Annotated in this window: 7 protein-coding genes, 1 tRNA gene and 2 rRNA genes (1 of these 10 only partly in view); all 10 read left to right on the top strand. The window is 62.1% G+C overall.

Translation table 11 applies throughout. The features are described from left to right. Window positions 1-2,407 (top strand): 23S ribosomal RNA (locus MNO14_RS13865); it begins 472 nt to the left of the window's first position. 198 nt (window positions 2,408-2,605) lie between these two features. Next, window positions 2,606-2,719: ribosomal RNA gene (gene rrf, locus MNO14_RS13860) — 5S ribosomal RNA — on the top strand. A 160-nt stretch (window positions 2,720-2,879) separates the two neighbouring features. Then, a tRNA-Ile gene (locus MNO14_RS13855) sits at window positions 2,880-2,955 on the top strand. Window positions 2,956-3,772: 817 nt separating this feature from the next. Then, window positions 3,773-3,928, top strand: a complete 156-nt coding sequence (locus MNO14_RS13850) for a class III lanthipeptide (RefSeq protein ID WP_241944284.1) — start codon at window positions 3,773-3,775, stop codon at window positions 3,926-3,928. A gap of 103 nt (window positions 3,929-4,031) precedes the next feature. Further along, the gene (gene lanKC / locus MNO14_RS13845; protein WP_241944283.1) at window positions 4,032-6,728 is read left to right on the top strand and encodes a class III lanthionine synthetase LanKC; all 2,697 of its coding nucleotides are present in this window, start codon (window positions 4,032-4,034) and stop codon (window positions 6,726-6,728) included. 3 nt (window positions 6,729-6,731) lie between these two features. Then, window positions 6,732-8,501, top strand: coding sequence for an ABC transporter ATP-binding protein (locus tag MNO14_RS13840; RefSeq protein ID WP_241944282.1), 1,770 nt, complete (start codon window positions 6,732-6,734; stop codon window positions 8,499-8,501). Window positions 8,502-8,533: 32 nt separating this feature from the next. Beyond that, window positions 8,534-9,784 (top strand): HlyD family efflux transporter periplasmic adaptor subunit, encoded by a 1,251-nt coding sequence (locus MNO14_RS13835; protein ID WP_241944281.1) that lies wholly within the window; start codon window positions 8,534-8,536, stop codon window positions 9,782-9,784. A gap of 13 nt (window positions 9,785-9,797) precedes the next feature. Continuing rightward, window positions 9,798-10,496: an ABC transporter ATP-binding protein gene (locus tag MNO14_RS13830; protein ID WP_241944280.1), complete on the top strand. Its 699-nt coding sequence runs from the start codon at window positions 9,798-9,800 to the stop codon at window positions 10,494-10,496. A 35-nt stretch (window positions 10,497-10,531) separates the two neighbouring features. Beyond that, entirely contained in the window at window positions 10,532-12,967 is a 2,436-nt protein-coding gene (locus tag MNO14_RS13825) for an ABC transporter permease (protein WP_241944279.1), read from the top strand. A 295-nt stretch (window positions 12,968-13,262) separates the two neighbouring features. After that, entirely contained in the window at window positions 13,263-15,161 is a 1,899-nt protein-coding gene (gene mdoH, locus MNO14_RS13820; RefSeq protein WP_241944278.1) for a glucans biosynthesis glucosyltransferase MdoH, read from the top strand. Window positions 15,162-15,209 lie beyond the last annotated feature (48 nt).

Genomic DNA, 15,209 nt, shown 5'->3' with positions numbered 1-15,209 from the left:
CCGGAGAGGGGAGTGAAATAGACCCTGAAACCGTGTGCGTACAAGCAGTCGGAGCCCGTAAGGGTGACGGCGTACCTTTTGTATAATGGGTCAGCGACTTATTGTTCGTGGCAAGCTTAACCGTATAGGGGAGGCGAAGGGAAACCGAGTCTGATAAGGGCGCATAGTCGCGGGTAATAGACCCGAAACCGGGTGATCTAGTCATGCCCAGGGTGAAGGTTGAGTAACATCAACTGGAGGCCCGAACCCACTCCCGTTGCAAAGGTAGGGGATGAGGTGTGATTAGGAGTGAAAAGCTAATCGAACCCGGAGATAGCTGGTTCTCCTCGAAAGCTATTTAGGTAGCGCCTCATGTGAATCTTCCTGGGGGTAGAGCACTGTTATGGCTAGGGGGTCATTGCGACTTACCAAACCATTGCAAACTCCGAATACCAGGACAGAATGCATGGGAGACACACGGCGGGTGCTAACGTCCGTCGTGAAAAGGGAAACAACCCAGACCCACAGCTAAGGTCCCAAATTATCACTAAGTGGGAAACGATGTGGAAAGGCACAGACAGCCAGGAGGTTGGCTTAGAAGCAGCCATCCTTTAAAGAAAGCGTAATAGCTCACTGGTCGAGTCGGTCTGCGCGGAAGATTTAACGGGGCTAAGTGATAAACCGAAGCTTGGGGTGCACAACTTGTTGTGCGCGGTAGAGGAGCGTTCCGTAAGCCGTCGAAGGCGGATTGAGAAGTCCGTTGGAGGTATCGGAAGTGCGAATGCTGACATGAGTAACGATAATGAGGGTGAAAAGCCCTCACGCCGAAAGCCCAAGGTTTCCTTGCGCAACGTTAATCGACGCAGGGTGAGTCGGCCCCTAAGGCGAGGCAGAAATGCGTAGTCGATGGGAAGCTGGTTAATATTCCAGCACCTCGCATAAGTGCGATGGGGGGACGGAGAAGGTTAGGTCTACCAGGCGTTGGTTGTCCTGGAGAAAGGCGGTAGGAGTGGGTCTTAGGCAAATCCGGGACCCTTTAACTCCGAGCACCGAGACGAGCTCATTAGAGCGAAGTGACTGATACCACGCTTCCAGGAAAAGCCCCTAAGCTTCAGCTTATGCAGACCGTACCGTAAACCGACACAGGTGGGTAGGAAGAGAATTCTCAGGCGCTTGAGAGAACTCGGGTGAAGGAACTAGGCAACATAGCACCGTAACTTCGGGAGAAGGTGCGCCCTTGATCGTGGCTCGTGCGAGCTATAGCGATCGAGGGCCGCAGTGACCAGGCCGCTGCGACTGTTTATCAAAAACACAGGACTCTGCAAACACGAAAGTGGACGTATAGGGTCTGACGCCTGCCCGGTGCCGGAAGGTTAATTGATGGGGTCAGCCGCAAGGCGAAGCTCTTGATCGAAGCCCCGGTAAACGGCGGCCGTAACTATAACGGTCCTAAGGTAGCGAAATTCCTTGTCGGGTAAGTTCCGACCTGCACGAATGGCGTAACGATGGCGGCGCTGTCTCCACCCGAGACTCAGTGAAATTGAAATCGCTGTGAAGATGCAGCGTTCCCGTGGCAAGACGGAAAGACCCCGTGAACCTTTACTATAGCTTTACACTGAACGTTGAGTTCGTCTGTGTAGGATAGGTGGGAGGCTATGAAACTGTGGCGCTAGCTGCAGCGGAGCCAACCTTGAAATACCACCCTGTCGTGCTTGACGTTCTAACCTAGGTCCGTTATCCGGATCGGGGACCGTGTATGGTGGGTAGTTTGACTGGGGCGGTCTCCTCCCAAAGAGTAACGGAGGAGCTCGAAGGTACGCTCAGCGCGGTCGGACATCGCGCACTGTGTGCAAAGGCATAAGCGTGCTTGACTGCAAGATCGACGGATCAAGCAGGTAGGAAACTAGGACTTAGTGATCCGGTGGTTCTGTATGGAAGGGCCATCGCTCAACGGATAAAAGGTACTCCGGGGATAACAGGCTGATACCGCCCAAGAGTTCATATCGACGGCGGTGTTTGGCACCTCGATGTCGGCTCATCACATCCTGGGGCTGTAGTCGGTCCCAAGGGTATGGCTGTTCGCCATTTAAAGTGGTACGCGAGCTGGGTTCAGAACGTCGTGAGACAGTTCGGTCCCTATCTGCCATGGGCGTTGGAGATTTGAGAGGGGCTGCTCCTAGTACGAGAGGACCGGAGTGGACGAACCTCTGGTGTTCCGGTTGTCACGCCAGTGGCACTGCCGGGTAGCTATGTTCGGAAGCGATAACCGCTGAAAGCATCTAAGCGGGAAGCGCGCCTCAAGATGAGATCTCCCGGGAGCTTGACTCCCCTGAAGGAACCATCAAGACCAGGTGGTTGATAGGCTGGGTGTGTAAGTACAGCAATGTATTGAGCTAACCAGTACTAATGATCCGTGTGGCTTGACCATATAACCTCAAGTTGCTTCGCAACCCGAAGCATCCTTGGCCCTACGACACGTACAGTCGTCATAAAATGTTCGCTACTTCCCAACCTCTGAGAGCGTGAGCGCCGGTATGGCGAGTCCCTCGCATAAGCCCGCACTTCCATGTGCGGACTGTCCAAAAATGCGAAGACTCCCCACATCCTGGCGACCCTCCACCCTCTCCCTGGTGACAATAGCTGTATGGAACCACCCGATCCCATTCCGAACTCGGAAGTGAAACGTACATGCGCCGATGGTAGTGTGCATCTAGCATGCGAGAGTAGGTCATCGCCAGGGTTTTTACCCTAAACCCCCGCCGGTTATCCGGCGGGGGTTTTTCTTTGCGTGTTGCGAAAACCGGGGTCAGAGTGCAATTTCGTGGCTCGAAATTGCACTCTGACCCTGTTTTTGCGAGGTGGTGCTCAGGGAGCCGGGCTTGGTACGATGCGCGTAGCACGGGCCTATAGCTCAATGGTTAGAGCAGAGGACTCATAATCCTTTGGTTCCAGGTTCGAGTCCTGGTGGGCCCACCACGCGCAGCCACCTGGCTTGCAAGTCTGCTGCTCTCGCAAAGACTTGGAAACGGACGTCACGCAAGGAAAAGCTGATCTCCGACTTTGGTGGTTCGATCTCGAACCCGATTGCTGTGCGCGCATGCCGCTGAATTACCCCGTTCAACGGGCACGGTTGTCATCTTGATCCAGACGGAGATCTCTGATCTCCGAGATCGTCGAATTTCCCATGGCTTATCGGGGAAGAACGTCACCGCTGCTGACTTGAGCGCCTCTGTCAGAGCGCATATGTGCGCGATGGCCTTATGGCGGCGTCGTAGGTCCTCGTCCTTCAGGGGAATCCTACGAATCGCGAGGCGGAAAACTGCTCGTCGAGAATCCCTCTGAGCACATCTGGCGGGCACTTGCGCGGCCTGTTTCGATGCGCTATAAGCATCCAACGCGTCATGCGCCGGGCGAGAAGCCTGGGAGTCTCGCGTGAATACTCCAGGGGAGGAGAATCGTGAGTTCAGGATGAACGCTCGTCTTGCTTCGAGAGGCAGGCGCCTGTCCCCCGCACGCCTGCGGCGTCCTTTTCCGTCTTTTCGCTGACACAGCCTGGTGGCATGCGTCTGTCGTTGTGCGCCGCTTCCGCGCTGCGTCTTCCGAGTCATGCCTGGCTTCGATAGGGATACTGAACCGGCAGGCGGGCAGTTTGCTGCCCGAGTGGCGCAGGCCGAGACCCGAACGCGTGCGGGCGACGGCAACCGATGCGCAGGCAGGATGTTTGCGTAGCGGGCCGATGAGCACCGGATGGTGCTTTTACATTGACGTTTCAATTTCAAAGGAAATGAATCAGATGAATCGCATCCTTGACCTGCAGAAGATGGACAACGGCTCGGACGAGTCCCTCAATGCCGCAGTGGCGGGCAGCACCAGCAGCTACGCGGGCTGTACCTGTTCGACCGCAAGCAACACGGGCTGCGGCAGCAGCGACGTGATCATCGCGCTGTAAGCGATGGAGGAGAGGCTTGGGGTCGATCTCCAAGTCTCTCTTTTTCCCTGGAAGATGCCTGGATCTCGCGGCGGGGTCTGGCGATTGGGTCTAAGGAACGGACATGTCAGAGCTGGTGATCGAGGACAAGCTGCTGTACCTCCTGGCGAACTCGGAGTTCTATGAGCCGATGACGCGTTACTCGCCGTTGAGAGGCGATTTCTTCGATCCGATTGCCAAGATCGTTCCCCGCGGCTGGACCGTGGAGCACCGCAACCTGTGGTGGGATTGCTCGTTCGAAGGCGCGGACGTCCCCACCCAAGGCTGGAAGATCCACGTCTCGGCCACTCCCGCGAATGCGCCAGCCGTCCTGGCCACCGTCGCACGTGTCCTGTTTCAGGCGAAGGTGCCCTTCAAGTTCGTTGTCGACCGGATGATCCTGGTCATGGTCAACGGGAAACGATGGCATCGCGGGGCCTCGGGGAAGTTCATCACCGTCTATCCGAGGAATCAGGCGCAGTGCGGCGAACTGCTCGAACAGCTGCATCAGGCGACGATCGGCTACTTCGGCCCCTATATTCTGTCCGACCGGCGATACAAGGACAGTCGTGTCATCCATTACCGCTACGGTGGGCTTCTGCCGACCAAGCGAACGGACGTCAGTGGCAAGGCCGTCTACGTCATCCAGGACGAGAACGGTGGGTATCTGGATGATGAGCGCAATGCGTACTTCACCTTGCCCCCGGGGGTGCAGGACCCCTTCGAAACGCCCATCGTGGACGAAGGTGAACCCGGCACGCTGAAAGCGGGTCGATATGAGATCAGAAAGCTGCTCGCCTCGAGCAACTCCGGCAACGTGTATCTCGCGCTGGATCGGCAGACAGCTGTGGATGTCGTCATCAAGGAGGCGCGTCCCTTCACCAATGTGTCGTTTCGGGGGCTCGACGCGGTGCAACTCCTCAAGAAGGAGCATCGTCTGCTTGGCTTGCTCAGCGACTCGAACATTGCGCCAAGGCCTCTAGATTTCTTTTACGACTGGGAGCACGCCTACCTGGTCGAGGAGTTCCTCGATGCGCGGCTGACGCTTCGCGAGTACATGGGGAAGATCAACCTCCTGCTCAGAACGCGAGCGGGGGCCGCGGAGAGCCGGGAGTTCTACAAGAACTATAAGTCACTGTTCATCAAGCTCGCTGAGATCGTGCGCGTGCTCCATGACCACGACATCATCTTCAGCGACCTGTCGTTGGCCAATGTCATGGTGCGGGAGCGGGAAGATCGAGATATCGATCTTCACTTGATCGACTTCGAGGGGGCCTACGAGGAAGGCGTGGATCTGCCGACGCATATCTATACGCCCGGGTTCGCTCCTGAGGATGTGATCGAACGCGGCAGGTCGACGCGGGAGGACGACTACTACGCGCTGGGAAGCCTGCTGATGGCCGGGCTGTTCCCCATGAATGCGATGCTCGTGCTCAATCGCAATGCGCACGAGACCTACCTGCGCGCCCATGCCCGGGATTTCGGTCTGCCCGTCATCATTGCGGACTTGATCCGGGACCTGCTCAGCAGCGAGCCCGCCAATCGTCCGCGTCCGGAGCGCATCATCGAGGTTCTGTCCTACGAGCACGAGCCGGCAGCGCCTGCGATCGGGGCCGCTGAACTCGATGAGATCGATCTTTCAAAGACAGTCGATCGGATTCTGGGCTACATCGAAAGTGTCGCCAGCTTCGAGCGCAAGGATCGTCTCTATCCTGCTGATCCGACGGTGTTCGAGACCAACCCCCTCAGTATCGGCTACGGCGCCTGTGGCGTCGCTCAGGTGATGCACCGTGTCCGCGGGCGGCTCGACGCGTCGGTCATCGGCTGGATCAGAGCACGGGACATCCACGCCGCGAAGTTCTCGCCGGGCCTCTACACAGGCTTGTCAGGAATTGCCTGGTCGCTTCTGGATATGGGCTATGCCGACGACGCGCACCGCGTCATGGCGCTGACCGATCAGCATCATCTGCTACGTCGGTCGCCCAATCTTTTTCATGGCGCGGCCGGTTGGGGCATGGCCCGCCTGCGCTTCTTCATGGAAACCGGCAACCCAGTGCATCTGAACGAGGCGATGAGCGCCGCCGCCTACATCGAGGAGGTCGCACTCGAGGACGGGGAAGGCGGGATTTTCTGGGAGACGCCGGATGGGATCTCCGCGAGCCTCGGCCACGGCGGCGCCGGGGTCAGCCTGTTCCTGCTGTACCTGACGCTGCTGTCGCGGGACGAGTCGTTCGCGGATTTGGGGCGGCGAAGCCTGGAGTGGGTGATCCGTCAGGGGTTTCCGAATCAAGATGGCGGCATGACCTGGAATGCGCGTGATCGCACACCGAGCCATACGCCCTATTGGCGCTGGGGCAGCTCCGGGATCGGACGGGTCCTGCTGCGCTACTGGCACGTGACGGGCGAGGCGAGGTATGCGGACGTACTCGAAGCGATCCATATCGACTGCGATCGAAAGTACACCATCTTCCCGGGCTACTTCTTCGGTACAGCGGGGATTGCCGAGATGTATCTGGACATGGCGCGCTTCGGGCGCTGGGAGGAGATCGCCGAGCGCAGTACACGCAAGCTGCTTTCGGGATGCCTTCTCTTCCCCGTTGAGCGGGCCGGTGGGCTCGCGTTTCCTGGGGAGTCGCTGTCGCGTATCGCATGCGATTTCGGTACAGGCGGCGCGGGCATCGCCGCGGTGATGCATCGTTACACGACGCGCTGCGGCGCCTCGCTCATGCTCGACGACGCGATACCGGGGTGGTCCAAACTGGATCGAAGTGGGGGGCATTGAGCGATGGCGGTCGGACTGACAACGCCTGTGCAAACACGAGCGGATGCCGACGTGCGGGAGGCGTCGCATGTTCAGCGCATCTTCGCGCTGGGGCGCCCGTATCTGGGGCGTATCCTGACCTGCCTGGCCCTGATCGTCGCCGCCTCGACGATCCAGTTGAGTCTCCCGCTGGGTATTCGCTACATCTTCGACCGGATGCTCGTCGAAGGACAGGCATCGGTCATCCATCTGGCCACACTCGCACTGCTTGCTGTCTTCGTACTGCGATCGATCATCAGCTTCTTCGGCCAGTTTCTTCTGCAGGTGACCGGCGATCTTGTGATCGTCGATCTGCGTGCAAAGCTCTTCGAGCAGTTGCATCTGCTGGATCACGCCTTCCACAGTGGTCAGCGGATCGGCGATCTGGTCTCCAGAATCACCAACGATGTCGCCTCGATTCGGAACGTGATCGCCAACCTGTCGATCTCGTTCGCCATCAACATTTTCATGCTGTTGGGGGCGTCAGTGATCATGCTGGCCATGAACTGGCGCCTTGGGCTGGTCGTGCTCGCGGTGACGCCGCTGACCAGCCTGACGACGCGCCTCTTCGGGCCGTACTTCAAGCGCATCTCGACGCGGATCCAGAGCGAGCTTGCGGCGTCAACGGTCATCGCGCAGGAATCCCTGGCCGGGATGGAGGTGATCAAGGGATTCGCGCGCGCGGATCATGAGTTCCGCCGATATCGAAACCGCTTGGCCAGGTTCATGGTGGTGGTGATCAAGGCGAGGCGGCTCGATGCAACGTTCAACGCGATCGTCGCCTTCCTGACCTCGAGCTCGACGATCGTGATCTTCTGGTACGGGGGGCTCCAGGTCATTGAGGGATCGCTCACGGCCGGTGCGCTCGTCGCATTCCTGCTGTACTCGCAGAACATCACCCAGAGCATTTCTTCGATCGCCCAGCATTACGCGGCCTTCAGTCAGGCAATGGGCGCCTCGTCGCGGGTGTTTGAGATCATGGCGATGAGACCGGAGGTCTCGGAGCGCGCAGACGCACGTCCGCTTCACCCCGGCCCGGCACATCTCGATCTGCGGCATGTCGCGTTCGACTATGGCGGCAAAGCGGTGCTCAAGGATGTGAACCTGTCGGTGCAACCGGGGCAGACGGTGGCGCTCGTCGGTGCCAGTGGCGCTGGCAAGTCGACGCTCTTCAAGCTGCTGTCGCGGTTCTACGACCCCACGGCCGGTTCGATCGAGATCAACGGGGTGGACATCCGCGACTACACGCTCAAATCGCTTCGTTCGGCGATCTCGGTGGTGTCCCAGGATGTGTTTCTGTTCGGAGGCAGTGTGCGCGAGAACATTCGCTACGGCCGCCTGGATGCGACGGACGACGAGATCGAGGGGGCGGCGCGCCTGGCGAATGCGCACGAGTTCGTCCAGGCGATGCCCGAGGGCTACGACACGCCGGTGGGCGAGCGTGGCGCACAGCTCAGCGGGGGGCAGCGACAACGGATCTCGATCGCGCGAGCGCTGCTGAAGAACGCACCGATTCTATTGCTCGATGAGGCGACCTCGGCGTTGGATCCAGAATCCGAGCGGCTCGTCCAAGAGGCGATCGAGCGCGTCAGTGCAGATCGCACCACCCTCGTGATCGCGCATCGATCCTCCACCGTGGAGAAGAGCCGGATGGTGTTCCGATTGGACGAAGGGCGTCTGGAGCCTGTCGATCAGCGCCATGCCGCCATATCGAACGTGTCGACGCAGGCCCCGGCGCCCCTCACCTTGTGCTGAGGAGACCGGTTCGTTGTTCGGATGGGTAGGGTATGGACATCAAGAAGCAAAAGCGGGCCTGGTTCACCGGAAAGAGACGCCTTTCGATCCTGCTCGGTGCGACGGCGCTGATCGTCGCCCTCGGGATCGGCTTCGGCGTAGGCGGTGCGGCCCCATCCGCGAAGCGATCTGATCTGTGGATCGACTCTGCGCGTCATGGCGACATGGTGCGGGAGATCCGTGCAACAGGGACGCTCGTGCCGAAGGTCAACCGGTGGATCACCGCGGGGGTCGCCGGCACTGTCCAAGAACTGCTCGTACAGGCGGGCGAGCGGGTCGAGGCCGACACCGTACTCATCCGGCTATCGAATCCCGCCGCGAAGACCGAGTCGGAGCGCGCGAGGGCGGCGCTGGCCGGCGCGCAAGCGGAGGTCGCGGCCAAGCGGGCCGCCCTGGACCTGCAACGACTGGAGCAGAACGCGCTTCTCGCCAAAGCGGAGTCGGCACTGCGTATCACGGAGGCCAAGACCGCCGCACTGACCCGTGCCGAGGAAGCGGGTGTCGTTTCGCGTCTCGAGCTCAATCAGAGCCAGATCACGATGGAGCAGGACAGAAGCCTCGCGGGTGCGGAGCGTGACCGTGTCGCAGCGATGGGGCGAAACGTGGAGGCGCAGATGCGCGCGGTCACGGCGGCACGCGACGAAGCCGAGACCGCATATGAGATCGCGCAACGCGAGGAGCAACAACTGGAGGTGCGGGCCGGTATCGAAGGCATCGTGCAGGAAGTGAGCCCAGAGCTCGGCGAGCAGGTCGAACTGGGCCAACGCCTAGCGCGTGTCGCCAGGCACGACGTGCTGATCGCGCGGCTGCAGGTGCCCGAGGTGCAGGCCAACGATCTCGCGCTCGATCTTCCGGTCCGGATCGAGATGAACGGCGGAGTGCTGGGCGGGCGCATCGCGCGCATCGATCCCGCTGTGCGCGAGGGGCGGGTGGTGATCGATGTCGCCTTCGACGCGCCGCCACCGCCGGGCGCGCGTCCCGACCTGACGGTCGAGGGGCGGATTGTCCTGAACGAGCTGACCGGCGTGACGAGCATCGCGCGCCCGACCGGCGCGCTGCCAGGCGGGGCCGGGTCGCTGTTCGTGCTCAGCAACGGCAGCAATATCGCGCAGCGCAGAAGCGTTCGCTACGGATCGGCCTCCAGCGACCGGATCGAAATCAAGGCCGGGCTGGCGGAAGGGGATCAAGTCATCCTTTCCGATACCGGTCAATGGAACACCTACGACAGCATTCGCGTCGAGTAAGGACTGCACACGCATGGCACAGGAAACCGGATCCAACAGTCGGCCCGTCATTGCGCTACGGGATCTGAGCAAAGTGTTCGACGCAGACGAGGTCGAGACCCATGCTGTGAGTGGCGTGAGCTTCGAGATCAACCGGGGCGAGTTCGTCGCAATCACAGGGCCTTCGGGCTGCGGGAAGTCGACGATGCTTTCGATTCTCGGGTTGATCGATGCGCCGACATCGGGTCGCTACGATCTCGATGGCGAGGATGTCTCGAGCATCGGCCGTGTCCAACGCGCCTCGATTCGGAACCAGCGCATCGGATTCATCTTTCAGGCGTTCAATCTGATCGCCGACCTGACGGTGGAGGAGAACGTGGCATTGCCGCTCACCTATCGCTCCGGCATCGACAAACCGGAGCGGCGCAGACGTGTCGCAGAGGCGCTGGAGCGTGTCGGCATGGGGCACCGGCCCAAGCACTATCCAGGCCAGCTCTCGGGCGGCCAGCAGCAGCGTGTCGCGGTCGCTCGGGCGTTGATCGGGTCGCCTTCGATTCTGCTCGCCGATGAGCCGACGGGCAATCTTGACAGTCAGAACGGGGAATCGGTAATGCAGCTGCTGGACGCATTGCATCGGGACGGGGCGACCATCTGCATGGTCAGCCACGACGCAGCGTTCGCCCAGCGTGCCCAAAAGGTCATCCGCATGCTCGACGGAAAAGTCGTCGCGTGAGCCTGGCTCGGCTCTCGCATTTGCGAGGAGGTCACGTGCAGATCAGTGTGCTGAGCGATGAGGTCTGGCAGACATGGCGGAACCTGTTCCGGCAGCCACGCTATCTCGCGCTTGCGACGATGACGCTCGCGTTGGGGATCGGCGCTGTCCTCGCTGTGTGCGCGCTTTTGTACCAGTCGCTGCTCAAGCCGTTGCCGTTCAGGGATTACGAACGCATCGTCTCGATCGGTATGGATCCTGGTGGGGGCGAACACATCGCATCGCCCGGAATCCTGAACGAGATCGCCGGTATCGACGCCATCGAAGCGATGGGAATCGTCTCGTCCTACACAAGGACGGTAAACCTTGCCGCCGACGAATCTCCGGTGGTTGGCGAGCTTCTCTCGGCGGACCAGGGTTTCATGGAGACACTCGGGGTACGCATGCAGCAAGGGCGCAACTTCACAAAAGAAGAGGATGTCCCCAATGGTCCGCGTGTCGGCCTCATCAGCCACCCCTTCTGGCGTGATCATTTCGGCGCCGCGCCGGATGTCGTCGGCGCGAGCGTGTTCGTGGAAGGGATCAACGTTACGGTCGTGGGGGTGCTGCCCTCGAGCTTCCGATGGATCAACGAGTTCGATCTGATCGTGCCGATGCGGGTCGCACCCGACTCAACCGATCTCGACACCAACCAACACATCGTCGCGCGTCTTCGTCCTGGCACGAGCGCCGAAGCGCTCGGTTCGCAAACGAACGCGAAGGTCCAGGCGATGCTGTCGAGAATGCGCGCCCAGATCGGCGTCGAAGGGTATGACTTCCTCAGTGCGCGGCAGTTCGATGCCAGGCCGATCAGAGATCTCTTCTCCGGCAACAGCCAGTCGACATTGTGGCTGTTCCTGTGCGCCGCGTTGTGCGTGTTGCTGATCGCCTCCATCAACCTGGCCAACCTGGTGCTCCTGCGGGTCGTCGTCCGCAGTCACGACAGCGCGGTGCGGACGTCCCTGGGCGCCACGCCTTTTCGATTGGCGCTTCCGGCGCTGAGCGAAGCGCTGCTGGTCGGTGTGCTCGGCAGCATCGGTGGTGCGCTGCTCGCATGGCTCGGTCTTCGTGCGCTCGGTGCGCTCGCGCCGCCGGAATGGCTGCGCGGGGAGGCGATCACGCTAGAGCCGATACTGTGGGGCGTGGCGCTCGCCTGCGGTGTCGGGGTCGCACTTCTGGTCACGGTCGTCGGCGTATGGCGTGGTCTTTCGGGTGGAGTGAGTCACGAACTCGTCGGCGGTGGCCGCTCGGGACTCAGCCGAGGCGCGGGCCGGCTCGGGCAAGGACTGGTGGTGGCGCAGGTCGCCGTCGCCGTCGTACTGCTTATCGGCGCCGGGCTGTTTGTCCGCAGCCTCTACGAGTTGTCATCGGTGCCGTTGGGATTCCGGTCGGACGGATTGACGACGTTCAGTCTCTCCCCAGTCAAAACGCTCTACACGGACGTGGCCGCGGTCAAGGCGCAGACCGATCAGGTCGTCCGGAAGCTCTCCGAATCGTCCGGCACCGAGGCGGTCGCAGCAGCGAGCCATCTGCCGATCGGGGCGCGGCTCAATCTTCCCATCACACTTGGCGATGGCCGTTCGATACAACCGCAGTTCCGGTTGGTCACGGCCGGCTACTTCGATGTGTTCAGAGTCCCGATCGTATCCGGGCGCGGGATCGGCACAGCGGACAATATGACGGCCGAGCCGGTGGCGGTCGTCAGCAGAGCGTTCGCAGATCAATTCTTCTCCGGCAGCGCTGTGGGGCAGGTCGTCCGGATGGGGCGTGGCGCCGATGTCATCGACCAACTGCGCATCATCGGCATCGCGGACGATGTCCGGGCCTTCGGTCCTGCAGAGGACGCGCCGCCGACGATCTACATCCCCTTGGAGCAAACGTCCGACGCCACGTGGCGCGTGGTCCGCGAGTTCGGCCCACTGCGATATGCAATCCGGATGCAGTCGGGCGGCGGGCTGGGCGAGGCCGGATTGCGGCGGGCGGTCCAGGACGTGTCGCCGACGCAGCCGATCGCGGAGGTCGTGTCGATGGATGCCATCGTGTCCACAATGACTGCGGAAGCGCGATTGCATCTTCTGTTGGTGGGGATCTTCGCCGGGCTGGCGCTCAGCCTGGCGAGTGTCGGCATCTATGCGGTCCTCTCCGTGTCGGTCGCGTCGCGAGAGTTCGAGTTCGGCGTCAGAGCGGCCCTCGGCGCGACGCCGCCAGATCTGATCAGGATGACGCTGCGCGGTGCATTGATCCAGACTGCGGTCGGCATCGCCATAGGCGTCGCCGTGGCGTTGCTGCTCGGGGCCTTCATCAAACGGTTCCTGTTCGGCGTCGCACTCTGGGATCCGGTGGCGCTCTTGGCTGTGCTTCTGGCGTTAGTGGTCGCGAGCCTCCTGGCTGCACTCGGGCCGGCATTGCGCGCAGCACGCGTGGATCCGGCGTACTCGCTGCGGAGTATGTGATCGATTCGAAGCGGGCGTCTCCCGGACCCCATCCGCCTGCCGCTTGGGAAACGATTCAGCGTCCATATTCGGTAACTCCTTGATTTTTCTGTAATTTAATCCGGAATTCGTTTCGGGCTCGGGGACTGGCGGGCGCTTCGGTCCGCGCACCGTTTCGCGAAACCCTTACATCCGCATCGTTACATTGCGGCACTACCTGAATACGATGCGGCGGAACGATGATGCTCGACCCTGATCGATTGGCGGCAGCTGTGGCGCGCTCCGCCAGGCCCGAGCTCGCATTGTGGTGCCACGCATGAGCGCGCCTGCTCCGCCGGAGATCCGGCCGTCGCCGGCGCCCCTGCCGCCCGAACACCCGATCTCCATGCCGGTGCAGTCATTGCGTACCGGGCGGCTGGTCTCGCCCAGCCTGCCCAGCGCGCCGCGCGGGATGGGCTGGCGCCGGGCCGCGGTCGTGGGCGTGACCGGTGGCCTGACCGTGCTGGCCACCTATCAGATCTGGTGGTTGCTGCGGATCGGCGGCATCGATGTGCTCGAGGGCCTGCTGTTGGCGGTGTTCGTACCGCTGTTCGCCTGGATCGCGCAGTCGTTCACCAGTTCGCTGGCGGGCTTTGCGATGGTGCTGCTGCGGCGGCCCGCGCGGCTGGGCATCGACGCCCGGGACCCGTTGCCGGTCCTGGCCTCGCGCACCGCCTTGTTGATGCCGACCTATAACGAGCACCCCGAGCGGCTGTTCGCCGGCGTCCAGGCGATCTGCGAATCCCTGGCCGAGACGGGCCAGGGTGATCGGTTCGATCTGTTCGTCCTCAGCGATACCCGCGACGCGGGCATCCACGCCCGCGAGGTGCAGGCCTTCGCGCGGCTGCGCGCGCTCAATCTCGGCGTCACGCTCTACTACCGGCGTCGGGAGGACAACCGGGAGCGCAAGGCAGGCAACGTCGCCGACTGGGTGCGGCGCTGGGGTGGGGGCTATCCACAGTTTCTGATCCTCGATGCCGACAGCCTGATGACCGGCGACACCCTGGTGCGCCTGGTCGGTGCGATGGAGCGCCACGACGATGTCGCGTTGATCCAGACATTGCCTGTGATCGTCAACGGCACGACGATGTTCGCGCGCATGCAGCAGTTTTCCGGCCGCATGTACGGCCCGGTGATTGCGCAGGGCGTGGCCTGGTGGCACGGCGCGGAAAGCAATTACTGGGGCCACAACGCGATGATCCGCAGCGCCGCGTTTGCCGCGCACGGCGGCCTGCCCGAACTTCATGGCACCACGCCTTTCCGCGGTACCGTGCTCAGCCACGATTTCGTCGAGGCGGCGCTGTTGCGTCGGGGCGGCTGGGCGCTGCACATGGTGCCGACGCTCGAAGGCAGCTACGAGGAAGGGCCGCCGACGCTGACCGACATGCTCATCCGCGATCGCCGCTGGTGTCAGGGCAACCTGCAGCACGGCGGCGTGCTGCCGGCGCGCGGGCTGCACTGGGTGAACCGCTGGCACATGCTGATCGGCATCGGTCATTACCTGACCGCACCGCTGTGGGCGATGCTGATCCTGGTCGGGCTCGCGGTGCCGCTACAGCACGGTATGCCCGGCGAGAATGGCTTTTCGGCGGCGGGCTACTGGATGGCGATCGATGATGGCCGCTTCATGGGCGTGTTCGTGCTGACGATGGTGTTGCTGTTCTCACCGAAGATCTTCGGTTACATCGCGACCTTGAGCGATGCGCGCATGCGCCGTGGCTGCGGCGGGGCGGTGCGCGGGTTCGTCAGTCTTTTGATCGAGAACATCCTGGCCGCGTTGATGGCGCCGGTGACGATGTACGTGCAGTCGCGCGGTGTGGCCGAGGTGCTGGCGGGGCGCGATTCGGGCTGGGACGCCCAGCAGCGCGACGATGGGCGACAGACTTACGGCGAACTGTGGCGCAGCTATCGCGGCACCACGGTGCTCGGCATCGGCATGGGCATCGTCGCCTGGTGGATATCGCCGGGACTGGCGCTGTGGATGTCGCCGATGATCCTCGGCCTGGCCGGCTCGATTCCGATCGTGCGGTTGACCTCGTCGCGGCGGCTGGGCCTGGCGATGCGCCGTGCACGCCTGTTCGCCACGCCCGAGGAGGCCGCGCCGCCTCGCGTGCTGCTGCGTGCCAGCGAACTGCGGGCGCAGGCCGAGGCGCCGGTGGCGCCGCGCGCGGATTGACGCACTGCCGCCTCGGGAGGCAGCGCTTACACTGACGGACGGTCCCCC

The sequence above is a fragment of the Luteimonas sp. S4-F44 genome, assembly GCF_022637415.1.
Classification (GTDB): domain Bacteria; phylum Pseudomonadota; class Gammaproteobacteria; order Xanthomonadales; family Xanthomonadaceae; genus Luteimonas.
This window is presented reverse-complemented; position numbering and strand designations above follow the sequence as displayed.

Bases quoted from the DNA above. Each gene is read 5' to 3' on its own strand.
- MNO14_RS13840 (WP_241944282.1), top strand. From the start codon at position 6,732: ATGGCGGTCGGACTGACAACGCCTGTGCAAACACGAGCGGATGCCGAC.
- lanKC (WP_241944283.1), top strand. From the start codon at position 4,032: ATGTCAGAGCTGGTGATCGAGGACAAGCTGCTGTACCTCCTGGCGAAC.
- MNO14_RS13835 (WP_241944281.1), top strand. From the start codon at position 8,534: ATGGACATCAAGAAGCAAAAGCGGGCCTGGTTCACCGGAAAGAGACGC.
- MNO14_RS13830 (WP_241944280.1), top strand. From the start codon at position 9,798: ATGGCACAGGAAACCGGATCCAACAGTCGGCCCGTCATTGCGCTACGG.
- mdoH (WP_241944278.1), top strand. From the start codon at position 13,263: ATGAGCGCGCCTGCTCCGCCGGAGATCCGGCCGTCGCCGGCGCCCCTG.
- MNO14_RS13850 (WP_241944284.1), top strand. From the start codon at position 3,773: ATGAATCGCATCCTTGACCTGCAGAAGATGGACAACGGCTCGGACGAG.